The sequence below is a fragment of the Rhizobium sp. WSM409 genome (genome assembly GCF_057653825.1).
On the sequence record NZ_CM172794.1, the window covers coordinates 920,282 to 944,987 of the forward strand.

Genomic DNA, 24,706 nt, shown 5'->3' on the forward strand with positions numbered 1-24,706 from the left:
GGCAGCCATTGAACTGGTCGCAGCCCGGCGGAGTTCAGGTTTGCGCCCATTGCCGTCATTGATATCTCAGCCGCTGTTGTCTTTAGTGGGTCGTCACAACTTCAGGCGGGAGGAGAACATGCCAGTCGAAGCAATACGAACGGGTGGATGCCTGTGCGGTGCAGTGCGTTATGAGGTCTGGGGCGAGCCCTATCAGTCAGGGTTGTGCCACTGCAAGACGTGTAGAAAGATCACGGGCTCCGCTTTCTCCGCAACGGCAAATTGGCATCGTCGGCAATTCCAGATGTCCGGCGAAATCAGCACTTTCGATAAAAGGTCTTTCTGCCCTGTCTGTGGTTCTCGGCTCTTCTTTCTCTTCGATGGCGGCGTGGAAGTGTTTCTGGGGACGCTTGATGACGCGCCTTACGCTATCAGCCCGATGGTCGAAGTGTGGAACATTCGACGTGAACCTTGGCTCGCCCCGGTCGTCGGAGCTGCGCTTTACGAAGGAAATGAGATCGCTTCGGGGAAGGCCGACTAAGCCAAGCATCGCCTTCTGCGCCGGGCACCGCTTATCGCCGAGAGAGGCCGGAATGCGCCATGAGAACTTGTCTGGCCGGTCACTCGGACACCGAACCTTGAAAGTGCTCTACCTCGTCGTCAAGCTGCACCCAATTATGTTTCGATTGTTCGAAGACTGATAGGGCAGGTGGCGCGAAGGCAGGGTCGGCAAGGGAGCCGACCGCCACCCCGATCCAGGACGGTGCAGCATCGGCCTTCCAATAGACGGTCGAGCCGCATGTTGGGCAAAAATGCATTCGAACCTTGCGACCGCTCTCGGCGGTACGAATGAATTCCGTAGATGTTCCAGATATTTCGACACAGGCAATCGAGTAGAAAGCATTTGCGCTGAACGGCGCACCCGTTCTGCGCTGGCAAGCCAAACAGTGGCAGAGAGCTGTCAGTTGTGGCGGCTCGCTGAGCGTCAGTCTCAGAGCGCCGCAGGCGCATTGGGCATTAGCCATGGAAACTCCTCCCGCTTGCACGGTGAAATTACATTGAATGAGGGGGTGAAGCGCAGGCCCGAACCGCACATGGTGAGGGTGGGCGATGCGAAGGGGCTGAGACCTGATACAATTTCAGGCTTACAGAGGCTCAAATGTAGATCGCGGAAATGCTGAAGTCTAGAGGAAAGCCATCTGACCGCTTCGGGCCGGAAGCGGATGCGGAGCCCTGATCGCAAGGTCGCAGGTTCTGATCGGTTCTTTGCTGCAAGCTGGATTTCAGATTCCAGTGGCGATCCATAGCCAAGGGCGGAGTGCAGTCGCTAGCAAGCAAGCGGTAAACAGAGAACAGATGAGCATCTCTAGCGATGCTTCAACACCGAGCACCACCCGGGCGGTGGGTCGTGGAGCCAGTTTTTCGTCGTTAATGTACGACTTGGGAAGCGACCGACATCAATTCCTGGGAATTCGGTGCCTGGAATGTCTGGAGCCCAGCCTCCAGAACTTCCGTGAAGCTCCAGCGTACGATGCCCTCCCGGTCGATTAGGAACTGACCGACAAGCTGCCCGTGATCGGCAGTCATCATCTGCTGATCGGCTTCCGTAATCTGATATCCTTCCTTCTTGTTGAGAAATTCGTCCATTGCCATCACGCCCATAGGCTCGGGCAACTCGCCCGGAAGATCGACCCGTATCGCCATGGCCGTGTCGATCCCGACCTCGCGTAAGCCGAAGGCTTGGTGCGAAGCCCGTACCGGGTCGGAAGCAGCAAGAAGATCAGGTATCGGGTGGTAACGGAAATAGAGCCGCGCGCGTTCGACCGGGGTGTTTACCACCGCCAGGGATTGGACGCCTTTCTCACGCAGCATCGGATTGAGATATGCCATGGCCGCGACGTGGCGCCGGCAGAACGGACAATGCAGGCCTCGAAACAAACCGATCAACAATGGGCTGCGGCCACGAAAATCATCAAGTGCGATCTTCCCCTCGCGCGAGATCGCATCAAAGACAACGTTCGGGACCCGGTCGCCCGGTTGTAGCGGATGGTCGACATAGAGCGTGGACATGGACAACCTCCTCGCTCGGGGATCAGTCGAGAAAAGGCGCCACGTTAAGTGCTTCTAGGTCGAAATTGAGCGCTGCAAGGCCTGAGCTCTCGTTTTACCGCACCGCCAGGATCCGATCTAAGAATGGCCCCACTTTGGCCCGCGGGCAAGCGGAAAACAGCGAATCGTGAACTGAAAAAGTCCGTTTTCTGCAAACGCTGTTTTTTCGGCGGCCGTGGAGACAGACTCAACAAAATTGAGCTGGGGGCCAGCCAATTTCGTTCAAGCAGCGTGAGGCCGCGTAGCGGAAGTGAAACAGCATCGAGCGGCAACATTCGCTCAAATCACCAATTGACCGACTTTTCGTTAAGCCCGGTTTTTCGACTTTTTCAATACTATCGGCCGGAAGCGGATGCGGAGCCCTGATAGCAAAGTCTCAGGTTCTGAGCAGCTCTGCAGCCAGCGGATTCGGCTGCGGCGAGGGGCCAGTCTTGCTGGCCCCTTATCCCTTATCCCCTGTCAGATATCGCTTGCAGCGCTCGACCAGAGGTCGGCGGCTTCGGCTGCCGTCATGCGCCGCACCTCGGCCTCATGGCTGCGGCTGGCGAAGAGCTCGCTCGCCATGATCTGTTCGGCAAGGTCGGCCGGAAGCGAGAGGATGACGCGGGCTTCGCCATTGTGCAGGCCGCCGAGTTCCGTGCGCTTGCCGGTCACCATGCCGCCGGCGACCGTGTTGTTGGTCTCCGGATCGATCAGGATGAAGGAGCCGGAAAGCCGGTTCTGCTCATAGGGGTCGAAGATCGCGGCTTCGTCGAAGACGAGCCGGACTTTGCCGATGGCGTTCATGTAGAGCCGCTGGGCGGCGTTCCAGGCACCGGTCTTCAGTTCCAGCTGGCTGAGCGGCTGCACCTGGACACGCTGGCGGCGGCTGCCGCTCTTCAGCCAGTAACGCTTGCCGGGCTCGATACCCTCAGGCTGCAGCGCGACGATCTGCGCGTCGAAGGCAAGGCCGACCTGCGGCTGTGCGTCGATCGAGACGATCATGTCGCCGCGCGCCACATCCACCTGGCGGTCGAGCACCAGCGTGATCGCATCGCCGGCCACGGCGGCATTACGGACGAGATCGAAGGTGACGATCTTCGAGACGTTGGCGACCATGCCGGACGGCAGGATCATGACGCTGTCGCCGGGTTTGACCGAACCGCCGGCAACCGTGCCCTGATAGCCGCGGAAACTTTCGCCGGGACGCGAGACGCGCTGGACGGACAGGCGGAAGCCGACCGTCTGCGACGAGCGCACGGTGGCAAGCTCCAGCGTTTCCACCAGCGTCGGGCCGCTATACCAGGGCATGGCGGCCTGGCCGGAATAGACGACGTTTTCGCCCTTCAGCGCCGACATCGGAATGGCGGTGATCTGCTTGACGCCGAGCGACAGGGCAAATTCCCGGAAGTCATGGCTGATCTTGTCGAAGCCGGCGCGGTCGTAGCCCGTCAGGTCGATCTTGTTGATGGCAAGCACAAACTGCTTGATGCCGAGCAGCGAGGCGATCGTCGCGTGACGGCGGGTCTGCTCCAGAATGCCGAAGCGCGCATCGATCAGCAGAATGGCAAGATCGGCGGTCGAGGCGCCGGTCGCCATGTTGCGGGTATATTGCTCATGGCCGGGCGTGTCGGCGACGATGAAGGAGCGCTTGTCGGTCGAGAAATAGCGATAGGCGACATCGATGGTGATGCCCTGTTCGCGCTCGGCCTGCAGGCCGTCGAGCAGCAGGGCGAAGTCGGGCAGGCCGAGGTCGTTCTGCTTGCCGGTGGAATCGCGCTGCAACGTGGCGGCCTGGTCTTCCTTGACCGCCTTGGTGTCCCAGAGCAGGCGGCCGATCAGGGTCGACTTGCCGTCATCGACGCTGCCGCAGGTGATGAGGCGCAGCGGCCTGGTATCGCGCACGGCCTTGAGCGGCTCGGCGGCGGGCAGGTTGACGACGGTTGCGGCCGAGACGGCGGTTTGGGCTGCGGTCATCTCAGAAATATCCTTCACGCTTCTTTTTTTCCATGGAGCCGGACTGGTCGCGATCGATGGCGCGGCCCTGGCGTTCGGACACCGTTGCGATTTCGAGTTCGGCAATCACCTCTTCGAGGGTGGAGGCCTGTGAGCGGATGGCGCCGGTCAGCGGGAAGTCGCCGAGGGTGCGGAAGCGGATCATGCCTTCCTGGCGGACTTCGCCGGGCAGCAGTTCCAGGCGCGGATCCTCGGCCAGGATCATCATGCCGTCGCGTTCCACGAACGGCCGCTTCTTGGCGTAATAGAGCGGCACCAGCGGAATGTCCTCGGCCTGGATGTAGCGCCAGATATCGACCTCGGTCCAGTTCGACAGCGGGAAGGCGCGCACGCTCTCACCCTTGCGGATCATGCCGTTATAGATGTTCCAGAGTTCCGGGCGCTGGTTGCGCGGATCCCAGCGATGGTCGGGCGTGCGGAAGGAATAGATGCGCTCCTTGGCGCGGCTGGCTTCCTCGTCGCGCCGCGCACCGCCGAAAGCGGCGTCGAACTGGCCGGCATCGAGCGCCTGGCGGAGCCCTTCGGTCTTCATGATGTCGGTGAAGGCGGCCGATCCATGCGTGAACGGCGTGATGTTTTCGGCCTTGCCGCGCGGATTGATGTGTTCGATCAGATCGAGATCGTACTTCTTCGCGGTTGCGTCGCGGAAGGCGATCATCTCGGAAAATTTCCAGCCGGTGTTCACATGCAAAAGCGGGAAGGGCACGCGGCCGGGATAGAAGGCCTTGCGCGCCAGATGCAGCAGCACCGAGGAATCCTTGCCGATCGAATAGAGCATGACGGGACGCTCGAATTCGGCCGCAACCTCGCGGAAGATGTGGATGGATTCGTTTTCCAGCGCTTTCAGATGCGGGTCGAGCGGCGCCTTGGCGCTCTGCGGATTGCTGAGTTCCGTATCCGGACGGCTATCGGGCATGTGTTACTCCAGGCTATCGGTCGTTTGCGGGTGCCCGCAAAGCAATTCCTTGATGTTGGCTTCCCCCGGGAAAGTTGACTTCCCTGGGAATGTTGGCTTTCCCAAGGCTGCGGCGGTCGCCGCGCCCTGATTGGGAAAGCCGTGGGGTGATTATTGTGCGGCGATCGCTGCGGCCTCTTCGGCGACATGCAGGCCGCATTCGCGCGTTTCGTCCTGCTCCCACCACCAGCGGCCGGCGCGTTCCGGCTCGCCGGGCTTGATCGCCCGGGTGCAGGGTTCGCAGCCGATCGAGGGATAACCGCGGGCGTGCAGCGGATTGACCGGCACGCCGTTTGCGGAAACGAAGGCCTTGATCGCCTCCAGGTCCCAGTCGGCGAGCGGATTGACCTTCAGCAGGTGGCGTTCGGCGTCATATTCGGCAAACGGCGTCTCGGCGCGGTTGGCCGATTGGCCGCGGCGCAGGCCGGTGATCCAGATAGCAGCACCGTCGAGGGCACGCGCAAGCGGCTTCAGCTTGCGCACGCCGCAACAGGCATGCCGGGCTTCGACGCTCTCGTAGAAGCCGTTGAGGCCGTATTGCGCCGCATAGGCGTCGATATCGGCCTTCTCGGGCTCGAAGCGATGGATATGGATGTCGTACTGGCTTTCGGTCTCTTCGATCAGTGCCAGTGTTTCGGCAAACAGCCGGCCGGTCTGCAGCGTCGCGATATCGATCGGCAGGCGGTGCGTGCCGATCTCGGCAGTGATCACCTGGTCCTCGATGCCGAGTGACGTCGTGAACACCACGCGGCCGCCAAGGCCGGAGACCAGCGACAGACGTCCGGCTAGGTCGAGGCCCGCCAGTCTGTGGTTCAGCGCCTCGGCTTCCGCAATCGGCCCTTCTTCCGCAATCGGCCCGCCTTCTACAATCGGATTGATAGCAGTCATGAGATTCCTGTCCTTTGTTGAACGGGAGTATCGCAGTTCACGCATGGATCGGACAGAAAAAGGGATTTCGAAAGCTGCGGCCGAAGGAGCAAATATCTCTCCGAAGCTGCCGCGATGCAGAAAAGCAGCCGCCTGCGGATGAAAATCCACATCGGCAGCTCGAATGTCTATAGAAATAGTAGAGTTACACGCAGCCTGTCAATCCGAAATCTGAAGTGATGCCGAAAATGGTGCAGAAGGCGCGGTTTTGGCATAGATTAAGTGCGCTTGGCCGAGAGCAAAAAACAAGGCCAAAACGCTTGTCTCTCAAGGCTTTCTCCGGCGCGTTCAAATTCCGTTCATGCTGGTTGTGCCATAGAGGTGAAAGTACTTCCGTAGCGGTGCGGAAATTCGCGCCGCCTGTGTGTGTCGATGGTCAAAAATGATTACGCAAAAGGCGAAATATGCGCTGCGGGCGCTCACGGTCTTGGCTGATGCCGATGCCGACGAACCGGTGATGATTTCCGATATCGCGGCGCAGCAAAAGATCCCGAAAAAGTTCCTCGAACAGATCCTGCTCGACCTGAAACATCACGGCGTCGTCGCCAGCCGCCGCGGCAAGCAGGGTGGGTATCTCCTGCTGAAGCCCGCCCATACGATCACCTTCGGCGAAATCCTGCGCATCATCGACGGCCCGCTCGCTCCGCTTCCATGCCTGTCGATCACCGCCTACAGAAGGTGCGACGATTGCGATGGCGAACAGAACTGCCAGATCCGCCACGTCTTCGCCAAAGTGGCGGACGCCACCCGCAAGGTGCTGTTCTCGACGACCATCGCCGATGCCATCGCCCCAAAGCACAGCGCCGAAGTCACCCGGCTGCTCGCCTGAGCATCAGGGTGAAAACTGACGCCCGCATCTTTCTTCAAGATTTGGTGAAATCCCTTTTCTTCCAGCCTTGGTGCTCCACCTGCCTGCCCATGTGGTAGGGAGGATATCATGTCTATAATTTCAGCACGGCGGCTAGAGCAATTCCAGCAAAAGTGCATAGCGGTTTTGCGTCCGGAATCGCGTGAAAACAAAAAGATAGAGCATTTCCGTGGTTCGAAGAAAAACGGAAATACTCTAGTGGCTGCGGCCATGCTTTCGATGGCTTTCGCCACCGGCGCAATTGCTCATCACGGCTGGTCCTGGGCCGAGGCGGATCAGATCGAACTGCGCGGCACCATCGAGAAGATCTCCATGGGCGGACCGCATCCAACGCTCGATATCGCCACCGCCGATGACGGCGTCTGGCTCGTCGAACTCGGCAATCCGCGCCAGACGGAACGCTCCGGTTTCGTCGAAGGTGTGGCCAAGCCCGGCGACCAGGTGGTGGCCCTTGGAAACCGTTCGCAGGATCCAAAAGAAAAGCGGCTGAAGGCCGTGCGCCTCACCATCGGCGAGAAGCGCTACGATATCTATCCCGACCGCATCAAGACGAACTGACCTCTGGGCGAACTGAGCTGTGATCGACATTCTCGAATGGCTGTCGGCAACGACACCTGCGGTCGCGCTCCGGCGCTCCGGAACACTCTACATGTTCGTCAACGCAGCCCATATCCTGGCGATCGGCCTCTTGCTCGGCGCCATCCTGCCGCTCGATCTGAGGCTCGCCGGCTTCTTCCGCAAGGTGCCGGTTGAGATCGTCGCGCCGTTTCTGTCACGCGCCGCCGGCGTCGGCCTTGCCGCGGCTATTGTCACCGGCTTCTGCCTCTTCAGCGTCCGGGCGGTCGAATATGCCGGCAATTCCGCCTTCCTTGCCAAGCTCGGGCTGATCGCCCTCGGCATTCTCAACCTGTCGATCGTGCATCTCGGGCGAGGGTGGAAAATGGTGCTTTCCCTAGGCATCGTCCGGCCTGGCCTGCGCTTCTCCGCCGCCCTGTCTGCCGCCATCTGGATTGCCGCCGTGATCGCCGGACGATGGATCGGGTTTCTTTAGGGAATTAGCGAGCTGTCGGCGCGCGCCCGTCCGAGGCACTGCGGGTTCAACATGCTTGTTCGAATTCATCGCCCGAATCCTCTGCCGCGCCCATCCCACGGTCAGCCTCGCAGCATGCGACGAGCTTCATAAGCTTCCAGGAATTCCGGAGAGGCGACGTCATCGGCCAGCGCGCGAAGCGCAGAAGCGGAAGGACCCAGCACCACCTCGACGCGCTGATTGGCATCAGCCCAAAGGGCCAATGCCTCGTGCAGGCGTTGCTCGCCAGACGTCGTCAGCATTGCGTGCTTCGTGCGGCCATCATGTTCGTCAGGCATGAGCTCGATCAGTCCGTCCCGGACGAGCGGGCGAAGTGCGTGGGTCAAAGCGGAAATGCTGACGGCAACGCGCTCGGCGAGCGATAGCAAGGTTGGCCATCCATGGCTGCCCTCGTGCGACGCTGCTATCTGGGTCAGAAGTCCGACTTGAGTGGCCTTCAGGCCGGTTGGCGCCACCGCGTCATCATAAATCTGCCCCAACCGCCGTGACGCGCGTCGAAGGGCGGTGTTGGTGCACACGAGTTCGGCCAGGAGCTCCGGCGGGCTCAGTCTGCCCGCGCGCAACTCCTCCCCTGGATCGCCAATCGAAAGTTTCTTGCCCATCCCAGTAAAATAGTTGAGGGCTCATCCATTGACAAGAGGACATCGCGATCATACGTAAACTTGAGCACTCAACCAAATAGGATTTTGACATGTCTGCATCATCGCTCAAGCCCGTCGCCCTCGTCACTGGCGCCTCCGCTGGCATCGGCGCCATCTACGCCGCGCGTCTCGCCGAAAAGGGGTATGACCTCATCCTCGTCGCCCGGCGGGCCGATCGTCTGAAGGCGCTCTCGGACAAGCTCGGCGCTGCCCACGGCACGAAAGTCGAGGTCGTGGAAGCCGACCTGACGAAAGACGCCGACGTCAACCGCGTCGAAAAGGTGCTGAAGGAAAATTCAGCGATCACGCTCCTCGTCAACAACGCCGGCAACTCGACCTTGGCTCCGGTCGCCAAGACCACTGAGGAAGACGCGGCCGCGATGATCGCGCTCAACGTCACTGCGCTCACGCGGCTGACACACGCCGTTCTGCCTGCATTCCTCAGCCGCAACCACGGCGCGATCGTCAACGTCGCTTCGGTCTTGTCCTTTCATGCCCTGCCGATCAGCGCGATCTACAGCGGCACCAAGGGCTATGTGATGAATTTCAGCCGGGGTCTGCAGCAGGAGCTGGCTGAGACCAATGTCCGCCTGCAGCTCGTGATGCCGGCGGCGACGGCGACGGAACTCTGGGATTTGTCGGGCGTGCCGCTGGCGTCGCTCAACCAGGCGACCGTCATGACGTCCGAAAACCTGGTCGACGCCGCCCTGGCCGGTTTCGACAAGGGCGAAGATATCACGCTGCCATCCGTTGCCGACGCCAGTCTCTGGGACAAGTTCGACCAAGCCCGATCCACACTGTTCGCCGCGACGCAGACCGGTGAACCTGCGCCCCGTTACCGCGCCGTCTAGACACCCCGAAGGATCGAGCGCGCGGATTAACCCCTACGCCAGCGGCGTCGGCAGATCCGTGCGGTTGATTGATATTCATTTCAAGGAGATTCCATTGCCCAGCTTGTTCGACCAATTCACGCTGAAAGGCGTCATCCTCCGAAACCGCATCGCTGTATCCCCCATGTGCCAATACTCCGCGACTGATGGCGTTCCGAACGACTGGCACGCCGCCCATCTCACAAGCTTGGCGCGCGGTGGTGCTGGCCTTGTCAACGTCGAAGCCACGGCTGTCTCTCCGGAGGGGCGGATCACGCCGGGCTGCACCGGTCTTTGGAATGATGTCCAGGCCGAGGCCTTTGGGCCGATTGTCGCCGGTATCGAAAAGGCGGGCGCGGTCGCAGGGATCCAGATCGGTCACGCCGGCCGCAAGGCCAGTGCAAACCGCCCGTGGGAAGGCGACGATCATATCGCCGATAGCGATCCGCGCGGTTGGGAAACCATCGCACCGTCCGCCATCGCGTTCGGCGGCGGCTTGGCCAAGGTACCGCGTGCCATGACGAAGGCCGACATAGATCGTGTCCGCGGCGATTTTGTCGCTGCAGCGATCCGCGCGCGCGACATCGGATTCCGCTGGCTCGTGCTGCATTTTGCTCACGGCTATCTCGGCCAGAGCTTCTTCTCGCCACATTCGAACCAGCGCGGCGACGAATATGGCGGCAGCGCCAATAACCGTGGACGCTTTCTCCTCGAGACGCTGGCGGCCGTTCGTGAGGTCTGGCCCGAGGATCGTCCGCTGACGGCTCGCTTCGGCGTCATCGAGTTTGACGGTCGCGACCAGGAAACCCTGCAGGACGCGATCGATCTCGTCGGAAAATTCAAGAAGGCCGGCCTCGACTTCATCGACGTCAGCCTCGGCTTCTCAACCCCAGCCGCCAATATTCCCTGGGGCCCGGGGTTCATCGCGCCTTACGCCGATCAGGTCCGCAAGGCCACTGGCCTCCCCGGTGCCGCAAGTTGGAACATCACTCAGCCGGAGCAAGCGGACGAACTCATCCGAAGCGGGCAGCTTGACCTGGTTATGATCGGCAAAGCGATGCTCGCCAATCCGCATTGGCCCTACCAAGCCGCGCGCAAGCTCGGTGTCGAGCGTCCGTCCTGGACATTGCCTGCCCCCTACGCACATTGGCTCGCATCCTACCGCGCTGCCTGAGCGATCGGGGCTCTCGAACATCGTTGAGGGCCCTTGTCTCTTCGCTTTAAAAAACGAACCAAGGCCCGCTGATTCATGGGCGCGATATCGCGATATCGCGCCTCACGTCAGACGGTTGGGCCGTGACGGGCGTTTGTGAAGGCTTTCGGTACCTGCATAGACGGACAAAGTAACGTCGGACGGCTCGCTTCTTATCGATCGCTGACGGCCGCGCGCGGGTTGACCCAGGGTTCCTGGTTCGAACGCGCCAGCGGTTGTTTGCCGAGGATATGGTCGGCGGCCTTCTCTCCGGTCATGATCGAGGGGCCGTTCAAATTGCCATAAGTAACGTGCGGGAAGATCGAGCTGTCGGCGACGCGCAAGGCCTCGACGCCGATCACCCGCGTTTGCGGGTCGACCACCGCCATCGGATCGTCCTTGGCGCCCATCCGGCAGGTGCCGCAGGGGTGATAGGCGCTTTCCAGATGTTCGCGCAGGAAGGCGTCGATCTCTTCGTCGCTTTGCACGCTTTCGCCCGGCTGGATCTCCGGGCCGCGATAGTCGTTGAAGGCCGTCTGCCCGAAGATTTCGCGGGTGAGGCGCACGCAGTGGCGGAATTTCTCCCAATCCTCGGCATGGCTCATATAGTTGAAGCGCAGCACCGGGTCGGCCTTGGGATCGGCGGAGCGCAAGCTCACGCTGCCGCGCGATTTCGACAGGTTATAGCCGACATGAACCTGGAAGCCGTGGCTTTTCGCGGCCGCCTTGCCGTCATAGCTGATCGCCACCGGCAGGAAATGATACTGGATGTCGGGCTGCTTCAGCCCCGGCGCCGAGCGCAGGAAGGCGCAGGCCTCGAACTGGTTGGAGGCGCCGAGCCCGCCGCGCGAGAGCAGCCATTGGGCGCCCGCCACCCCCTGCCAGAACCACGGCAGCCAGGAATAGAGCGACACCGGCTTGGTGCTCACCTGCTGGAAGTAGAATTCCATATGGTCCTGCAAGTTGGCGCCGACGCCCGGCCGGTCGGCCTTCACCGCAATGCCCATGTCCTGCAGATGTTGGCCGGGACCGATGCCCGACAGCATCAAGAGCTTCGGCGAATTGAAAGAGGAGGCCGAGACGATCACCTCGCGGTTCGCCTTCAGCACCTCGATCCTGCCGTTGCGTTCAATCTCGACGCCGGTCGCCCGCCCGTCCTCGATCACGATCTTCTGCGCAAAGCCATAGACGATCCTGACATTGTCACGCTTCAGCGCCGGTCTCAGATAGGCGTTGGCGGCAGACCAGCGGCGGCCGCCGAAGATGGTCTGCTCCATCAGACCGAAGCCTTCCTGCTTGCTGCCGTTGTAATCCTCCGTCGTCTCGAAGCCCGCCTGTTTGCCGGCCTCGACGAAGGCGCGGAAGAGCGGATTGGTGAAGCCGCCGCGCTGGACATGCAGCGGCCCATCGGTGCCGCGCCAGCCCTCTTCGCCGCCATGCGAATGTTCCATCCGCTTGAAATAGGGAAGTACATCGGCATAGGCCCAGCCGCTGGCGCCGAGCTCCTCCCAGCGGTTGAAGTCCTCGGCATGGCCGCGCACATAGACCATGCCGTTGATCGACGAGGAGCCGCCGATCACCTTGCCGCGCGGCGCGGTGATGCGCCGGTTGTTGAGGTTCGCCTCGGGCTCGGACAGATAACCCCAATTATATCTCTTCATGCTCATCGGCCAGGCAAGCGCTGCCGGCATCTGGATGAACGGCCCGAAATCGCTGCCACCCGCCTCGATGACGATGACACTGTTCTTGCCGTCTTCCGACAAGCGGTAGGCGAGGGCGGAGCCGGCGGAGCCCGAGCCGATGATGACGAAATCTGCTTGCATAGTCTTGTTCCCTCGAGCAGCCATCATCCGGCTGCTTCTTGTTTTCCCAGAGCCTGCCCCTCATCCGCCTGCCGGCACCTTCTCCCCGCTCGCGGGGAGAAGGGGATATGCCGCACCGCCTTCCTTAACCTCGACGCTGCTTTAGGGCACGTCCCCTCTCCCCGCGCGCGGGGGTCCGGAGGACGGGTCGAGACGAGTGGCTCGACCCCGTTAGGGTGAGGGGCAAAGGCAAGGGCAGATGTGTTTCAATTCAATAAGGCGCCACCACCGGCCCCATGCCCACGTAAACCGTCTTCAGCTCGGAATAATGCTCCAGCGCGGCCAGCGAATTCTCGCGGCCGAAGCCGGATTGTTTCGAGCCGCCGAAGGGGATTTCCACCGGGCAGAGATTATAGGTGTTGATCCACAGCGTGCCCGCTTCCAGCCGGTCGACGACGCGGTGGGCGCGGGTGAGGTCGGCGGTGAAGACGCCGCCGGAAAGGCCGAATTCGCTGGCATTGGCGCGGGCAATCACTTCGTCCTCGGCGTCGAAATCGAGCACGCACATCACGGGGCCAAAGATCTCCTCGCGGGCGATTGTCATGTCGTCGGTGACATCGGCAAACACCGTCGGCTGCACATAATAGCCTTCGCCGGAGACGTTGTTCGGAATGCCGCCGCCGGCAATGAGTGTTGCGCCCTCGGCCTTGCCCTTCTCGATATAGGAGATCACCTTCTCGCGCTGCGCCCAGGAGACCATCGGGCCGACCTGCGTCGCCTCGTCCATCGGATCGCCGATCAGCATCGCCTCGGTGCGGATCTTCAGCCGCTTCAGGAACTCGGCCTTGATCGCCTTCTGCACGAAGACGCGCGTGCCGTTCGAGCAGACTTGGCCGGTCGAATAGAAATTGCCGAGCATGGAGCCGCCGACCGCCGAATCGAGATCGGCATCGTCGAAGACGATGAGCGGCGACTTGCCGCCGAGCTCCATCGTCACGTGCTTGAGGTTGCCGGCGGCAGCCGCCGCCACCCTGCGGCCGGTCGGCACCGATCCGGTCAGCGACACCTTGGCGACATCGGGATGGTTGACGAGCAGCGGCCCGGTGTCGCGGTCGCCCTGGATCACGTTGAAGAGCCCCTTCGGCAGTCCGGCCTCAAGCAGGATCTCCGCGATCTTGAGCGCGCCGAGCGGCGTGTTTTCGGACGGTTTGAACACCATGGCATTGCCGCAGACAAGCGCCGGCGCAGCTTTCCAGCAGGCGATCTGCTGCGGATAGTTCCAGGCGCCGATGCCGACGCAGACGCCAAGCGCCACGCGCTTGGTATAGGCAAAATCCTGGCCGAGCGGGATCTGCGAGCCGTTGAGGCCGGCCGGCGCGATGCCGCCGAAGAATTCGAAGGCATCCGCACCCGAGGTCGGGTCAGCGACAACAGTCTCCTGGATCGGCTTGCCGGTATCGAGCGTCTCGAGTTCGGAGAGCGCCCGGTTTCTCTCGCGCATGATGTCGGCTGCCCGCTTCAGGATGCGCCCGCGCGCCATCGGGCTCATCGCCGCCCATTCCGGCTGGGCGCGCTTGGCGGCGGCGATCGCCCGTTCGACAATCGCAGGCGTTGCGGCATGCAGCCGGGCGATCACCTCGCCGGTGGCGGGATAGAGGCTCTCGATGACGGTGCCGTCGGTATCCTCGACATATTCGCCATCGATGAAGTGCGAGGCTTTCGGCTGGGCTTTCATGTCATTTGTCCTTGGGTGGTTCGATGTGGTCGTCCCTTCTCGCTCCGGGGAGAGGGGGAGGCGGTGGCCAAAAGCGCATTCAGATAATCCTCGGTCAGCGCAATCGAGGCTTCAATGCCGATCGGCGCGGATTTCAGACTTTGCCTGATATAGAGCCCGTCGATCATCGCCGCAGCGCCTTCGGCGATGCGTTCTGCGGCGTCAGCTGGCAACAGCACTTTCAGATCGGCCAGCAGATTGGAGCGCAGCCGCCGCGCATAGATCACCAGGAAGCGCCGCGTCTCTTCCGAGCGCTGCGCTTCGGCGTAAAAGGCAAGCCAGGCGGCAATCGTCTCCGGCGCGAACTGATCGGCGTGGAAGCTGACACGGATGACGGCCGAAAGCCGGGCGCGCGGCGTCCTGGCGGCCCTGAGTGCCGCCACCGTATCGTTGCGCAACTGTCGGAGAAGCGAGCGGATCGTTTCGATCAGCAATTGCTCCTTGCTGCCGAAATAATGATGCGCCAGGGCAGGCGACACGCCGGCCTGCCGGGCGATGTCGGACATGGTGACGGCAAGCGAGCCGTGATCGCCGATCACCCGCAGCGCCGCATCGACAAGCGCCTTGCGGCGCACCGGCTCCATTCCGACCTTTGGCAACAGACCACTCCTTGAAATCAGCGACAGGTTATTTTTGATTGACTGATCAATCAATAAAAATCTTTAGCGATTTGCTCAGACGCAGATCTTTCCCTGCCGAATTGCTGCAGCATATTCGAATCTGTCAGGAGGTGAGTCATGGCCGATGTCTTCGAGGGAGCGCCGACATCTTCGCTGCAGTCGAAATGGATCTGGTTTGCCGGTCTCGGCGTGCTGCTGCTCGTCTGCGGTCTGATCGCGCTCGGCAATCTGATGCTCGCCACCGTCGTCTCGGTCTATTATGTCGGCATGCTGATGCTGTTCGGCGGCGTTATCTATCTCGTCCATGCCTTCCAGGTGCGCGGCTGGGATCACGTGTTGTTCTGGATACTGAGCGGCCTGCTCTATGTGCTTGCCGGCATCTGCGCCTTCATCAATCCGATCCTGACCTCGGCGGCGCTGACGCTGTTTCTCTCGCTCTCGCTCGTCGTCGCCGGCGTCTTCCGTACCTGGGTCGGCATGCGCATGAAGCCGGTCAAGGGCTGGCGCTGGATCGTCGCAAGCGGCGTCATCACCGCCCTTGCGGGTTTCGTCATCGCGCTCGGCTGGCCGGTGAACAGCCTGTGGATCCTCGGCCTGTTCCTGGCCGCCGATCTCATCGTTCAGGGCTCGACCATGATCGCCTTCGGCCTCGGCATCCGCAGTTGAGATTGTGGAGAGCGGCCGTTCTTTTTTGACAAGACCCGTTCTTTTTTGACAAGACTAGGACAGGGGATTAGACTGAAGGGGTTACGGGCCGCTCCCAGCACGCGGACGGTCCTATGTGCGAATGCACCAAGGCACCGGCGAGATCGCCGAGAATGCTGAAAATGGTCATGCGTCCCCCAGAGGCAGGGTTCTGCCTGATCAGAAAAGGGAGGAAGTTCATGCCGATGGTCACCGTTTCCATCTCTCCGCAACAGGCAGCGGGCATCCGCGCCGCCGTTGACAATGGCGGTTATGCCTCGAGCAGCGAGGTCGTCCGCGAGGCGCTGCGTCTCTGGGATACCGCCCGCAAGCTCAACGAGTTCCGGGACGATATTCTTGACGACGACGCTCCATCCGGCGGCAGATGCGTCGCCGACATGTTCGCCGATCACGAGGCGGAGCGCCGTCGTTCCGCCTGATCAAGTGTTTGATTTTATTGGGTAAATCTAATAAGCGCTGAACGCGTCGCGATGGGCCGCGCGTTTCATAAAACTTTCGTTTACTTGATCCTGCCACGGCATGTTCCGAACGAGGACCACGCCGCCGGCTGCATTCTCGGCTACGACCGCGCGGCACGGAAGCCCTGTTCCCGCTGATGCGCTTTCGATCGGGTCATCGAACTGCCGGAAGGCCTCATCTTCCATCGGTTGGGCGAGGCGAATTGACGCCCTTGCCACTTCCAGTCTTCCCAAGCCTCCGGGGCTGATTTACTTCCTTTGTCCAGCGAATAGAGCAATTCCCAGGAAAACTGCGAAGCGGTTTTTCGTCCGGGATTGCGTAAAACCTAAGGTTAGAGCGGTTCTGAACCGCTCTAGGAGGAGCCTGGTCATGCCATTGCCTCAGGAAATGCGTTTCGTCGATCTGCCGTCCTTTGGCGGGCCGGAGGCAATGACAATCGGCAGGCGCCCGCTGCCTGTGCCCGGCGACGGAGAGGTCCTGGTGCGCGCCGAGGCGATCGGCGTCAACCGCCCCGATATTGCCCAGCGCCAGGGCAGCTATCCCCCGCCGAAGGGTGCGAGCCCGATCCTCGGCCTGGAGCTTGCAGGCGAAATTGTCGCCGTCGGCCCCGGCGTCCGCGGCCATGCCGTCGGCGACAAGGTCTGCGGGCTCGCCAATGGCGGCGCCTATGCCGAATATTGCCTGCTGCCGGCAGGCCAGATTCTGCCCTTTCCCAAAGGTTATGACGCGGTGAAGGCGGCGGCTTTGCCTGAGACCTTCTTCACCGTCTGGGCCAATCTCTTCCAGATGGCCGGGCTGACGGAAGGCGAGACGGTGCTGATCCATGGCGGTTCCAGCGGCATCGGCACGGCGGCGATCCAGCTCGCCCGCGCCTTCGGCGCCGAGGTCTACGCGACGGCGGGCTCGAAGGAGAAATGCGAGGCTTGCGAAAATCTTGGCGCCAAACGCGCGATCAACTACCGGACCGAGGATTTCGCCGAGGTGATCAAGGCCGAGACTGACCACGGCGTCGATATCATCCTCGACATGATCGGCGCCGCCTATTTCGAGCGCAACATCGCCTCGCTGGCGAGGGATGGCTGCCTGTCGATCATCGCCTTCCTCGGCGGCGCGCTCGCCGAAAAGGTCAATCTCTCGCCGATCATGGTCAAGCGCCTGACGGTCACGGGCTCCACCATGCGCCCGCGCACGGCGGAAGAAAAACGCGCCATCCGCGACGATCTGCTCTCCGAGGTTTGGCCGCTGCTGGAAGCCGGCACCGTCGCGCCCGTCATCCACAAGGTCTTTGCCTTCGACGAGGTCGTTGAAGCCCACCGGCTGCTGGAAGACGGCAGCCATGTCGGCAAGGTCATGCTGCGCGTTGGCTAGAGCAATTCCAGCAAAAGTGTGCAGCGGTTTTGCGTCCGGAATTGCGCCAGACCAAAGAGCAATTCCAGCAAAAGTGTGCAGCGGTTTTGCCAGGCAAAGCGCGAAGCGCTTTTGCCGGGAATTGCGCCAAAACAAAGAGATAGGGCGCTCTTAGTGCGTCATATCGGACGCGCGGCGCGGTAATGTCAGCGACACCGCGACGGCGAGAACACCTGGCACCGCCATCAGCAGATAGAGCCAGTGCGCTGCCGAAAGCGCGCCTGATATGCCGCCGGGATGAACGAGGCCGGCGCCATTGGCGATGACGCCTGAGAAGGCGGCCCCGAACGCCCCACCGAGCGAACTCATTGTCGGGATCGCGGCAGAAGCCTTGTCCTTCTCGTTGTCGGCGACGAGTTTCAGCACCATGGCGACGAGATGCGCCCAGCCGAGCCCGATGCCGAAGCCCATCATGAACATGCCGATCGCCGCCGGCACGATAAGGAGCATATGCCCCTCGGGATTGTCCTTGGCTAGGAAGACGGCGAGGCAAGCGGTCGCCGTCGCCTCGATGAGGGCGCCAATGACGATTGCCGCGTACGCCCGCCTGCCGGTCAGCGAGCCGCTGAGGAAGGCCGCAAACGTCCATCCGAGGGCAACCAGCGCCACCAGATAACCCGATGCGAGTGGAGCCACCCCATGCAGGGTCTGCAGGAAATAGGGAATGAACACGTCGCTGACGAGGACGACGGTCATGGCGAGCATTGCCAGGTAGACCCGGGAAATCGGCTGGGAAAGGCTGACGGCGCCAGAGGGCAGCAGGCGGTTCGGGCTTCGGCTCTCGATGAAGATCATGCCGGCGACCGCGATGACCGAAGCGACGATCAGCGCGACCTTCGTGGCTGTCGTCTCGATCGCGCCGGCCGTGCTGACCATCAGGACGGCGGCAAGCAGCAGCCCGATCTGGGCAATCGGCGTCTTTACCTGCTCGCGGTCATCCTCGACCTCTGGCAACAGCCGCGGCGCCAGCACCGCCATCAGCAGGCCGAGCGGCACGAGCACGATGAATGCGTAGCGCCAGGCGTGGCCGGATGAAAAGAAGCCGCCGAACGTCGGCCCGATGACGGTCGAGACCCCCCAGATCGCCGCATAGAGCGTCGAGGCTTTTGGCCATAGCGGCTCGGGATAAACGAAGCGGATAAAGGCATAGCCGAGCGCGGCAAGTGCGCCTGTTCCGAGACCCTGCACCGCACGTCCGATCAGCACCACTGGCATCGACGGTGCGGCTGCGGCAACCAGGCTGCCGACGCCGAAGACCAGCGCCGCGACCACATAGACGGATCGAAGCCCGATGCCGCGCGGCCGCATGGCGACAAAGATCGAGCCGAGTACGGCCGCGGCGACGAACAGGCTGGTGACCCAGGAAAACAGCGCGAGGCCGCCGATATCGCGCACGATCGAGGGCGCGATCGTCGCCATGATGTAAGTCTCCACCGCATAAAGCGTCACGCCGCCTGCCAGCATCAGCGTTGCCGGCAGGTGCTCGGGCGCAAAGAGGCGGAAGAGGGAGCTAGCGTTGGGAATAGTTGCAGTCTGGTCGATATTCGACATGGGATGATCCCGAGATTTTTGCTGGCGGAGGATTATTTTCCAAGTTATAAATTGGAAAATTACACGCCGCCTCAAATTAAACAAGACTTGACTTGGAAAATATGCGCCAGTCCCCAGCCAACCGGATCCTGATCCTGATAAAGACCGACGGCCCGCAGCTCGCCGCCGCGATCGGCGATGCGCTCGGCATATCAGGCGAAGCCGCCCGCCAGCAACTGTCGAAGATGGCGGAGGAGGGGCTGGTGGAACCGGTCACCGTTGCCGCCGCGGGCCGGGGCCGGCCGCGTCAGCTCTGGCACCTCACAGCCAGCGGCAACCGCCAGTTCCCGGATGGCCATGCCGAACTGACGGCAAACCTCCTTGGCACGCTCGTCGAACAGCTCGGCCCCGCAGCCCTCGATACGGTCATTGCCGCCCGCGAGGCCGAGACGCTGCAGCGTTATCGGCAGGAACTCAGCCAGGCGCATGACCTTGCCGCCCGCGTCGAGGCCCTTGCCGGCATCCGCACCCGCGAGGGCTATATGGCCGATTGTTGGAGACAAGCGGACGGCTCCTTCATGCTGGTCGAAAACCACTGCCCGATCTGTGCGGCCGCCACCGCCTGCGCCGGCTTCTGCCGCTCCGAACTCGAAACCTTCCGCGCCGTCCTCAGCGCCGAGGTCGAACGCAGCGAACACATCCTCGCCGGCGCCCGCCGCTGCGCCTATCGCATCACGCCGCATTGACGCCTGTCGATCGGAGCGCCGCATGTCACGCCGGTTGCCGCGCCTGCCGCCTGCTGCTTTCGAGATAGAGCAGCACTCCGATCGATGCGAGACCCGCGGCCGCGCCGACGAAGGCGGTGCCGGAATAATCGGTGATCGCGGTGCCGAAGGCGAAGAGACCGGCGCTGATGCCAACCCCAATGAACGTGTTCAGCGAGATCAGTGAGGTTCCAAGCCCCGGCCGGTCCGCGATCAGGTCCTGCAGATAGGTGATCGGCACGCTGAGGATCGCTGCCGCCCCACAGGCATTGAAGAGGAGGAGTGCGTAGACGTGCCAGGGTGCGGAAGCAAAGCCGAGCAGCAGCAGATAGACGCAATAGATCAGCGCGCCGAAGGCAAGCACATGCGCGCTTCGGAAGCGGCGCTGCGCAAAGCCCCACATCATCATGAACGGCATCTCGAGCAACGCCGTCAAGCCTGCAATGAAGCCGACATCGACCACGGTGCCGCCAGCCGCACGGGTAATGATCAGCGGCAGGAGCATGGCGTTCAGCCGCTGCAGCCCGAACAGCATCGCCATGACGATGACGCGCGACAGCACATGCGGCACGAAAATCCGTTTCAGCGAAGCAAAGAAGCCGACTGGATCGGGGGCAGGGCCGCCTGAGCCATTTCCGGGTGCGAAGAAAAAATACAGGCAGAAGCAGGTGCAGCTTGCCAGTGCCGCGATCCCATAGGCCGGCGTCATCGACGGCGAACTGACGAGATAGAGGCCGATCAACCCCGGCGCCAGCGCCCATGAGCCGGAAAAGAGCGCCCGCACCGTTGCGGTGATCGCCGCCCCCTGGCCACGGTCCATCTGGTTGGTCCTGGCGCGCAGGCTGGCAAACAGCAGCGAATAGGTGGAATTGCTCATCGGCACCAGCAACAGCGTGGAGAAGATGAAGACCGCGGGGCTATGAATGAGCGCGATCGACCCGAAGCCGAGCATGCCGGCGACGCAAAGCCCCAGCACCAGCGGCCGGCGCTCCTTCAGCCTGTCCGACCAGATGCCGAGCGTCAGGCTCGTCGTGACGTTGACGATCGAAGACAAGAACACCAGTGCCGAATAGGCGCCGTTGCTCATGCCGAGTTCGTTGATCCCGATGATCGCCTGATAGGGCGCGGTCGACGCATAGGTGAAGGCGAGCGCGACGAGGGTCACGGTTGGGATGCGGATCCTGTTGTCGCGAAGGATCAAGGAAAAGGTGGATGACATGGGAACGGTTCCTGATGCACCACTCTTAGTCGCATCGGACCCATCAGAGAAACGATAGTCTTCGATCGCCTCGGTCAATTTATGTGATGAATATTTGGACGATGTGATCGCGCTCCGAGCCCGCAACGAGGCCGAGCGCCTAGCTCAGAATTTCGCGACCAAACTTGAGAGCCAGAAGTCGATTTGCCCGAAGGGAAGCACCTTTCCCAAAAATCCGACCAGAGCTGAGGTGCTGACGATCAGCGCCAGCCCCACAAGTGTTCCGAGGATTATTCCAACGCTCGCCTTTGCCGGCCGGCGTGCCAGCCAAGACGCCAGACCCAGGGAGACAATGGTGAAAAATGCCAACAATATGGACTCGGTGATAGACATGCCCGCTTGCAAAACAATTCCTTGGAATGTGAACCGGGCTGCACGATAGCGTCCCGATGCGTCCAAACTCAAGGCCTGGGATGGCGGCCAATTGACTCTATCAATCTTCTGCCCTTAGTGCTCGCCGGGGTTGATCAATTGGGTGGGGACAATGAAATTTCGCTTTATTGGCGCTGTTGCGCTTTCTTTCGCTGTTGCAGGTTGCACGCTCCTTGATCCGCCGACGCCGTTTGAGCGCACCTTTCGTCAAGGTACGAAAACTTGCGATTTTCCCATTACCTGGAAATCGGCGAGACAAGTCATGACAACTCTTGAGATAGATTCGCCTGTCGGCGCACAGTTTTGGGATGCCATCAACGAAATATGTAACGTCGTGAATGCTGGAAATAAGAGCAAAACCATCGAAATCCGGGCTCGTGACAGACACGGTGTTCTGCGGAACATCGTTGTTGAAAGAGATTAGGAAAAGCGCGGAAGCTCACCCCCTCTCCGTCTTCCTCGGGCTTGACCCGAGGACCCACGCTGACCTCCACCAGCAGCGGGCATGGATCCTCGGCTCAAGGCCGAGGAGGACGGAATGTGCGGTGACGTCTCCGCCAAACTCACCGCAGGCGCGCCAGTTGCTCCATCAGGCAGGCCCTCGCGCAGCCGCCTAACCCTTGCAAAGCGTCAACCCCGTTGGCTTTCCCCGCGTGACGCGTTATGGACTGCGCTATCCCGCCAGCATCCGGATGAGAGCTCATGACCAATCCCGTCACCGTCGAAGTCACCCGCGGTCTGCTCGTCGAAAGTCGCCATCGCGGCTCGGTGGCTGTGGTCGATGGCGATGGCAAGCTTGTCTTCTCGCTGGGCGACATCGAGGTCGCGGTCTTTCCGCGCTCGTCCTGCAAGGCGATGCAGGCGCTGCCGCTGGTCGAGAGCGGTGCTGCCGATGCCTATGGCTTCGGTGACAAGGAATTGGCGCTGGCCTGCGCCTCGCACAATGGCGAGGACGAGCACGTGGCGCTCGCCTCCTCCATGCTGTTGCGTGCCGGTCGCGATGCGCAAGCGCTGGAATGCGGCGCCCACTGGTCCATGAGCCAGAAGACCCTGATCCATCAGGCCCGCACGCTCGAGGCGCCGACCGCGCTGCACAACAATTGCTCGGGAAAACATGCCGGTTTCATCTGCGCCTGCTGCCATCAGGACCTCGATCCGAAGGGTTATGTCGGCACCCAGCACCCGCTGCAGATCGAGATCCGCGCGGTGATGGAAAGCCTGACCGGCGCCGTGATTGGCGCCGATAGCTGCGGCACCGACGGCTGCTCGATCCCGACCTATGCCGTGCCGCTACGCAGCCTGGCCCATGGTTTTGCCAAAATGGCGACCGGCACCGGCCTGGAACCCTTGCGCGCCAAGGCATCCCGCCGGCTGATCGAGGCCTGCATGGCCGAGCCCTTCTATGTCGCCGGCTCCGGGCGCGCCTGCACGGCGCTGATGCAGATCGCCCCCGGCCGCATCTTCTGCAAGACAGGTGCCGAAGGCGTCTTCTGCGCGGCGATCCCGGAAAAGGGCATCGCCATCGCGCTCAAATGCGAGGATGGCATGACCCGCGCTGCCGAAGCCATGGTGGCGGCGACCCTCGCCCGCTTCTTCGAGGCGGAGAGCGAGGTGCATGCGGCATTGATGGCTCATGCCGCAACGCCGATGCTCAATTGGAACGGCATCCATGTCGGCGATATCAGGGTCACCTCCGCCTTGGCCGGATGACTACGAGCTTACATATATAAGTTATTAGAAAAATAAGAATTGCCTAATATAAAGAGGGATACGTCCTGCGATCGCGGATGCACCCTTTCGCGGCGACGTGAGCACAGTCCTGGAAGCCGTGAGGGCAGGGCATGTTTGCAGGCCGCTATCTCTGGTGGATGCTGATGGGGATCGGCATCTTCATGTTCGCCGCGCTGAGCCTCGATTATATCACCTGGCTCACGATCCAGCTGTCCGGCTGCGGCGATATGGCCGGCGCCTGCGAGCCGGTCCTCCGGCTGATATCGGGCATGCTCAAACCCGCCTGCATCTGGGCTGCACTCGGCGTGCTCTTCATGGCAACGCTGCTGCGTCTTCACACGCTCTCGCTCATCTGGTTCTGGGGACCGGTCGTCGCTGTCTGGTTCGTCGCCTCCACGCCGATCCTCCTCTTCGTTGCAGCGGATGCGGCGGCTCTGACGCAACCCACCACCCTGGCGGTGCTGCCGGTCGCCTTGCTGTTTCTGGCGGCCTTTGTCATCTATCTCATGTTTGCGCTCGAGGATGGCGACATGCTGCCTCTTGCAGCCTCGGTGCCCTTGCGCCTCACACTCCGCCTGACGGCGGTCTACGGCGCGCTTGCCGGCGTAGCCTTCATGCCGGAACTGTCGCGGATCGCCGGGACACTGCTCGACATGCCGGCACTTTCCGTCGTCATCGCGCTGGCGCAGCCATATCTGCAGATGGTGCTGACCTTTGGAACCGGCAGCATGGCGCCGGCCTATGCCGTGCTGGCGGCCTTCATCGCGGCCCTTGCCGCAAGCCTCTTGCCGCATGCTGCAGCACAGCAGCCCTCCCGCAGCGCCATCATGCTGCGGCGATCGCGCCGTTGAGATCGCGATAGGGTTTCAGCTGTTCGGCCGTCATCTCGATGGGCACGATCAGCCCCGCCACCTCGGAAATGCCGAGCACCGGGCAGGGCGAGACGAGGTCGAACTTCTCCTCGGTCAGCAGCACATGCGTTTCGGCCGAGCAGCGGGCGATGTGCCGCTTGATCGCCGCTTCCTCGAAATCGCCGGTGGAAAGCCCGTGCACCGGATGCGCCGCCGTCACCCCGAGGAAGAAGAGATCGGGGCGAAGCTGCGAGATCGCTGCCATCGCCGCTGCGCCCGTCGCCACCATCGAATGTTTGTAGAGCCGCCCGCCGGTGAGGATCACCTCGGCTGTCGGGTGGTGTTCCAGCTCGGCGGCGATCGTCGGGCTGTGGGTCGCAACCGTCAGCGGCATGTCGCGCGGCAGTTTCCGGACGATCTCCGCTGTCGTCGTGCCGCCGTCGAGGAAGATCATCTGTCCGGGCTTGATCATTGCCGCCGCCGCCGCCCCGAGCCGTGCCTTGATCTGCGACGAGACGCTGCGCCGGGCGGTGAAATCCGGCAGATCAGGCGCCAGCGGCATCGCCCCGCCATGCACCCGTTTCAGCAGCCCCTCTGCCGCCATTTCCCGGAGGTCACGCCGGATCGTGTCCTCCGAAAGGGCGAAATCCTCGGCCACGCGTTTGGCGATCACCTGGCCGTCACGGCGCAGGATGTCGAGAATGAGGGTTTTGCGTTGGGTTGTCAGCATCGTCTCTCTGCACGAAATTAAACAGAATAGCTCATATTGCACGAAATGACTCGACATTCAAGGAATATCGTGCATTTT

Annotated in this window: 26 protein-coding genes; 13 read left to right on the top strand and 13 right to left on the bottom strand. The window is 61.9% G+C overall.

Annotation, left to right across the window (positions count from 1 at the left end):
- The first annotated feature begins 118 nt into the window (after positions 1 to 118).
- Positions 119 to 520, top strand: coding sequence for a GFA family protein (locus AC25BC_RS04620; RefSeq protein WP_128440236.1), 402 nt, complete (start codon positions 119 to 121; stop codon positions 518 to 520).
- Positions 521 to 599: 79 nt separating this feature from the next.
- Here AC25BC_RS04620 and AC25BC_RS04625 read toward each other — a convergent pair whose 3' ends face one another.
- The 5 genes from AC25BC_RS04625 to AC25BC_RS04645 form a co-directional block, all read right to left on the bottom strand.
- Positions 600 to 1,004: a GFA family protein gene (locus tag AC25BC_RS04625; protein WP_164903051.1), complete on the bottom strand. Its 405-nt coding sequence runs from the start codon at positions 1,002 to 1,004 to the stop codon at positions 600 to 602.
- 403 nt (positions 1,005 to 1,407) lie between these two features.
- Positions 1,408 to 2,049, bottom strand: coding sequence for a peroxiredoxin-like family protein (locus tag AC25BC_RS04630; RefSeq protein WP_128440238.1), 642 nt, complete (start codon positions 2,047 to 2,049; stop codon positions 1,408 to 1,410).
- Positions 2,050 to 2,547: 498 nt separating this feature from the next.
- A complete protein-coding gene (cysN, locus tag AC25BC_RS04635; protein ID WP_012756538.1) occupies positions 2,548 to 4,044 on the bottom strand; it encodes a sulfate adenylyltransferase subunit CysN in 1,497 nt (498 codons plus the stop codon).
- Between the two features lies 1 nt (position 4,045).
- Positions 4,046 to 4,999, bottom strand: a complete 954-nt coding sequence (cysD, locus tag AC25BC_RS04640) for a sulfate adenylyltransferase subunit CysD (protein ID WP_128440239.1) — start codon at positions 4,997 to 4,999, stop codon at positions 4,046 to 4,048.
- A 150-nt stretch (positions 5,000 to 5,149) separates the two neighbouring features.
- Positions 5,150 to 5,926 carry a phosphoadenylyl-sulfate reductase gene (locus AC25BC_RS04645; RefSeq protein WP_128440240.1) on the bottom strand — a complete coding sequence of 259 codons (777 nt, stop codon included), beginning with the start codon at positions 5,924 to 5,926 and terminating at the stop codon, positions 5,150 to 5,152.
- A 421-nt stretch (positions 5,927 to 6,347) separates the two neighbouring features.
- Here AC25BC_RS04645 and AC25BC_RS04650 point away from each other — a divergent pair, with 421 nt between their 5' ends.
- The 3 genes from AC25BC_RS04650 to AC25BC_RS04660 all read left to right on the top strand — a co-directional run bounded on the left by AC25BC_RS04650 (position 6,348) and on the right by AC25BC_RS04660 (position 7,884).
- Complete coding sequence (locus AC25BC_RS04650; protein ID WP_012756541.1) at positions 6,348 to 6,794, top strand: RrF2 family transcriptional regulator; 447 nt, start codon at positions 6,348 to 6,350, stop codon at positions 6,792 to 6,794.
- Between the two features lie 249 nt (positions 6,795 to 7,043).
- Positions 7,044 to 7,391, top strand: coding sequence for a DUF6152 family protein (locus AC25BC_RS04655; protein ID WP_050563535.1), 348 nt, complete (start codon positions 7,044 to 7,046; stop codon positions 7,389 to 7,391).
- Positions 7,392 to 7,410: 19 nt separating this feature from the next.
- Positions 7,411 to 7,884 (top strand): DUF6644 family protein, encoded by a 474-nt coding sequence (locus AC25BC_RS04660; RefSeq protein ID WP_113546209.1) that lies wholly within the window; start codon positions 7,411 to 7,413, stop codon positions 7,882 to 7,884.
- 101 nt (positions 7,885 to 7,985) lie between these two features.
- Here the strand turns inward: AC25BC_RS04660 and AC25BC_RS04665 are convergent, their stop codons facing one another.
- The gene (locus AC25BC_RS04665) at positions 7,986 to 8,525 is read right to left on the bottom strand and encodes a MarR family winged helix-turn-helix transcriptional regulator (RefSeq protein WP_128440241.1); all 540 of its coding nucleotides are present in this window, start codon (positions 8,523 to 8,525) and stop codon (positions 7,986 to 7,988) included.
- An 89-nt stretch (positions 8,526 to 8,614) separates the two neighbouring features.
- On the opposite strand from AC25BC_RS04665, the gene AC25BC_RS04670 reads away from it, so the two are divergent.
- Positions 8,615 to 9,415: an SDR family NAD(P)-dependent oxidoreductase gene (locus AC25BC_RS04670; RefSeq protein ID WP_113546207.1), complete on the top strand. Its 801-nt coding sequence runs from the start codon at positions 8,615 to 8,617 to the stop codon at positions 9,413 to 9,415.
- A gap of 94 nt (positions 9,416 to 9,509) precedes the next feature.
- The gene (locus AC25BC_RS04675) at positions 9,510 to 10,607 is read left to right on the top strand and encodes an NADH:flavin oxidoreductase/NADH oxidase (protein ID WP_128440268.1); all 1,098 of its coding nucleotides are present in this window, start codon (positions 9,510 to 9,512) and stop codon (positions 10,605 to 10,607) included.
- Between the two features lie 191 nt (positions 10,608 to 10,798).
- On the opposite strand, the gene betA is transcribed toward AC25BC_RS04675, so the two are convergent.
- The 3 genes from betA to betI all read right to left on the bottom strand — a co-directional run bounded on the left by betA (position 10,799) and on the right by betI (position 14,785).
- Positions 10,799 to 12,448 carry a choline dehydrogenase gene (gene betA, locus AC25BC_RS04680; RefSeq protein ID WP_128440242.1) on the bottom strand — a complete coding sequence of 550 codons (1,650 nt, stop codon included), beginning with the start codon at positions 12,446 to 12,448 and terminating at the stop codon, positions 10,799 to 10,801.
- Positions 12,449 to 12,698: 250 nt separating this feature from the next.
- Positions 12,699 to 14,162: a betaine-aldehyde dehydrogenase gene (gene betB / locus AC25BC_RS04685; RefSeq protein WP_128440243.1), complete on the bottom strand. Its 1,464-nt coding sequence runs from the start codon at positions 14,160 to 14,162 to the stop codon at positions 12,699 to 12,701.
- A complete protein-coding gene (gene betI / locus AC25BC_RS04690; RefSeq protein ID WP_012756549.1) occupies positions 14,159 to 14,785 on the bottom strand; it encodes a transcriptional regulator BetI in 627 nt (208 codons plus the stop codon). The genes betB and betI overlap by 4 nt, the downstream gene beginning before the upstream one ends.
- A 153-nt stretch (positions 14,786 to 14,938) precedes the next feature.
- Here betI and AC25BC_RS04695 point away from each other — a divergent pair, with 153 nt between their 5' ends.
- The 3 genes from AC25BC_RS04695 (at position 14,939) to AC25BC_RS04705 (ending at position 17,353) form a co-directional block, all read left to right on the top strand.
- Positions 14,939 to 15,487: an HdeD family acid-resistance protein gene (locus AC25BC_RS04695; protein WP_012756550.1), complete on the top strand. Its 549-nt coding sequence runs from the start codon at positions 14,939 to 14,941 to the stop codon at positions 15,485 to 15,487.
- A 218-nt stretch (positions 15,488 to 15,705) separates the two neighbouring features.
- On the top strand, positions 15,706 to 15,945 hold the full coding sequence (locus AC25BC_RS04700; protein WP_012756551.1) for a ribbon-helix-helix domain-containing protein: 240 nt from the start codon (positions 15,706 to 15,708) through the stop codon (positions 15,943 to 15,945).
- Positions 15,946 to 16,354: 409 nt separating this feature from the next.
- Positions 16,355 to 17,353, top strand: coding sequence for an NAD(P)H-quinone oxidoreductase (locus AC25BC_RS04705; RefSeq protein WP_128440245.1), 999 nt, complete (start codon positions 16,355 to 16,357; stop codon positions 17,351 to 17,353).
- A 150-nt stretch (positions 17,354 to 17,503) separates the two neighbouring features.
- Here the strand turns inward: AC25BC_RS04705 and AC25BC_RS04710 are convergent, their stop codons facing one another.
- On the bottom strand, positions 17,504 to 18,943 hold the full coding sequence (locus AC25BC_RS04710) for an MFS transporter (protein ID WP_128440246.1): 1,440 nt from the start codon (positions 18,941 to 18,943) through the stop codon (positions 17,504 to 17,506).
- A 101-nt stretch (positions 18,944 to 19,044) separates the two neighbouring features.
- Here AC25BC_RS04710 and AC25BC_RS04715 point away from each other — a divergent pair, with 101 nt between their 5' ends.
- Positions 19,045 to 19,668: a helix-turn-helix transcriptional regulator gene (locus tag AC25BC_RS04715; protein ID WP_128440247.1), complete on the top strand. Its 624-nt coding sequence runs from the start codon at positions 19,045 to 19,047 to the stop codon at positions 19,666 to 19,668.
- Between the two features lie 25 nt (positions 19,669 to 19,693).
- On the opposite strand, the gene AC25BC_RS04720 is transcribed toward AC25BC_RS04715, so the two are convergent.
- Together AC25BC_RS04720 and AC25BC_RS04725 are read right to left on the bottom strand one after the other, a co-directional pair.
- On the bottom strand, positions 19,694 to 20,905 hold the full coding sequence (locus AC25BC_RS04720) for an MFS transporter (RefSeq protein ID WP_128440248.1): 1,212 nt from the start codon (positions 20,903 to 20,905) through the stop codon (positions 19,694 to 19,696).
- A 144-nt stretch (positions 20,906 to 21,049) separates the two neighbouring features.
- Positions 21,050 to 21,277: a hypothetical protein gene (locus tag AC25BC_RS04725; RefSeq protein ID WP_164903052.1), complete on the bottom strand. Its 228-nt coding sequence runs from the start codon at positions 21,275 to 21,277 to the stop codon at positions 21,050 to 21,052.
- 151 nt (positions 21,278 to 21,428) lie between these two features.
- On the opposite strand from AC25BC_RS04725, the gene AC25BC_RS04730 reads away from it, so the two are divergent.
- The 3 genes from AC25BC_RS04730 (at position 21,429) to AC25BC_RS04740 (ending at position 23,898) form a co-directional block, all read left to right on the top strand.
- The gene (locus AC25BC_RS04730; protein WP_128440250.1) at positions 21,429 to 21,740 is read left to right on the top strand and encodes a hypothetical protein; all 312 of its coding nucleotides are present in this window, start codon (positions 21,429 to 21,431) and stop codon (positions 21,738 to 21,740) included.
- Positions 21,741 to 22,018: 278 nt separating this feature from the next.
- On the top strand, positions 22,019 to 23,026 hold the full coding sequence (locus AC25BC_RS04735) for an asparaginase (protein WP_113546196.1): 1,008 nt from the start codon (positions 22,019 to 22,021) through the stop codon (positions 23,024 to 23,026).
- A gap of 131 nt (positions 23,027 to 23,157) precedes the next feature.
- The gene (locus tag AC25BC_RS04740; protein WP_128440251.1) at positions 23,158 to 23,898 is read left to right on the top strand and encodes a hypothetical protein; all 741 of its coding nucleotides are present in this window, start codon (positions 23,158 to 23,160) and stop codon (positions 23,896 to 23,898) included.
- Here the strand turns inward: AC25BC_RS04740 and AC25BC_RS04745 are convergent.
- Positions 23,873 to 24,628 carry a DeoR/GlpR family DNA-binding transcription regulator gene (locus tag AC25BC_RS04745; protein ID WP_128440252.1) on the bottom strand — a complete coding sequence of 252 codons (756 nt, stop codon included), beginning with the start codon at positions 24,626 to 24,628 and terminating at the stop codon, positions 23,873 to 23,875. The genes AC25BC_RS04740 and AC25BC_RS04745 overlap by 26 nt on opposite strands.
- Positions 24,629 to 24,706: the final 78 nt, after the last annotated feature.

Coding starts and splice junctions, on each gene's coding strand:
- AC25BC_RS04715 (WP_128440247.1), top strand. CDS start 19,045: ATGCGCCAGTCCCCAGCCAACCGGATCCTGATCCTGATAAAGACCGAC.
- AC25BC_RS04710 (WP_128440246.1), bottom strand. CDS start 18,943: ATGTCGAATATCGACCAGACTGCAACTATTCCCAACGCTAGCTCCCTC.
- AC25BC_RS04745 (WP_128440252.1), bottom strand. CDS start 24,628: ATGCTGACAACCCAACGCAAAACCCTCATTCTCGACATCCTGCGCCGT.
- betA (WP_128440242.1), bottom strand. CDS start 12,448: ATGCAAGCAGATTTCGTCATCATCGGCTCGGGCTCCGCCGGCTCCGCC.
- AC25BC_RS04655 (WP_050563535.1), top strand. CDS start 7,044: ATGCTTTCGATGGCTTTCGCCACCGGCGCAATTGCTCATCACGGCTGG.
- AC25BC_RS04725 (WP_164903052.1), bottom strand. CDS start 21,277: ATGTCTATCACCGAGTCCATATTGTTGGCATTTTTCACCATTGTCTCC.
- AC25BC_RS04670 (WP_113546207.1), top strand. CDS start 8,615: ATGTCTGCATCATCGCTCAAGCCCGTCGCCCTCGTCACTGGCGCCTCC.
- AC25BC_RS04665 (WP_128440241.1), bottom strand. CDS start 8,525: ATGGGCAAGAAACTTTCGATTGGCGATCCAGGGGAGGAGTTGCGCGCG.
- AC25BC_RS04620 (WP_128440236.1), top strand. CDS start 119: ATGCCAGTCGAAGCAATACGAACGGGTGGATGCCTGTGCGGTGCAGTG.
- cysN (WP_012756538.1), bottom strand. CDS start 4,044: ATGACCGCAGCCCAAACCGCCGTCTCGGCCGCAACCGTCGTCAACCTG.
- betB (WP_128440243.1), bottom strand. CDS start 14,162: ATGAAAGCCCAGCCGAAAGCCTCGCACTTCATCGATGGCGAATATGTC.
- AC25BC_RS04730 (WP_128440250.1), top strand. CDS start 21,429: ATGAAATTTCGCTTTATTGGCGCTGTTGCGCTTTCTTTCGCTGTTGCA.
- AC25BC_RS04700 (WP_012756551.1), top strand. CDS start 15,706: ATGCCGATGGTCACCGTTTCCATCTCTCCGCAACAGGCAGCGGGCATC.
- AC25BC_RS04650 (WP_012756541.1), top strand. CDS start 6,348: ATGATTACGCAAAAGGCGAAATATGCGCTGCGGGCGCTCACGGTCTTG.
- AC25BC_RS04740 (WP_128440251.1), top strand. CDS start 23,158: ATGTTTGCAGGCCGCTATCTCTGGTGGATGCTGATGGGGATCGGCATC.
- cysD (WP_128440239.1), bottom strand. CDS start 4,999: ATGCCCGATAGCCGTCCGGATACGGAACTCAGCAATCCGCAGAGCGCC.
- AC25BC_RS04645 (WP_128440240.1), bottom strand. CDS start 5,926: ATGACTGCTATCAATCCGATTGTAGAAGGCGGGCCGATTGCGGAAGAA.
- AC25BC_RS04705 (WP_128440245.1), top strand. CDS start 16,355: ATGCCATTGCCTCAGGAAATGCGTTTCGTCGATCTGCCGTCCTTTGGC.
- betI (WP_012756549.1), bottom strand. CDS start 14,785: ATGGAGCCGGTGCGCCGCAAGGCGCTTGTCGATGCGGCGCTGCGGGTG.
- AC25BC_RS04735 (WP_113546196.1), top strand. CDS start 22,019: ATGACCAATCCCGTCACCGTCGAAGTCACCCGCGGTCTGCTCGTCGAA.
- AC25BC_RS04720 (WP_128440248.1), bottom strand. CDS start 20,905: ATGTCATCCACCTTTTCCTTGATCCTTCGCGACAACAGGATCCGCATC.
- AC25BC_RS04630 (WP_128440238.1), bottom strand. CDS start 2,049: ATGTCCACGCTCTATGTCGACCATCCGCTACAACCGGGCGACCGGGTC.
- AC25BC_RS04695 (WP_012756550.1), top strand. CDS start 14,939: ATGGCCGATGTCTTCGAGGGAGCGCCGACATCTTCGCTGCAGTCGAAA.
- AC25BC_RS04625 (WP_164903051.1), bottom strand. CDS start 1,004: ATGGCTAATGCCCAATGCGCCTGCGGCGCTCTGAGACTGACGCTCAGC.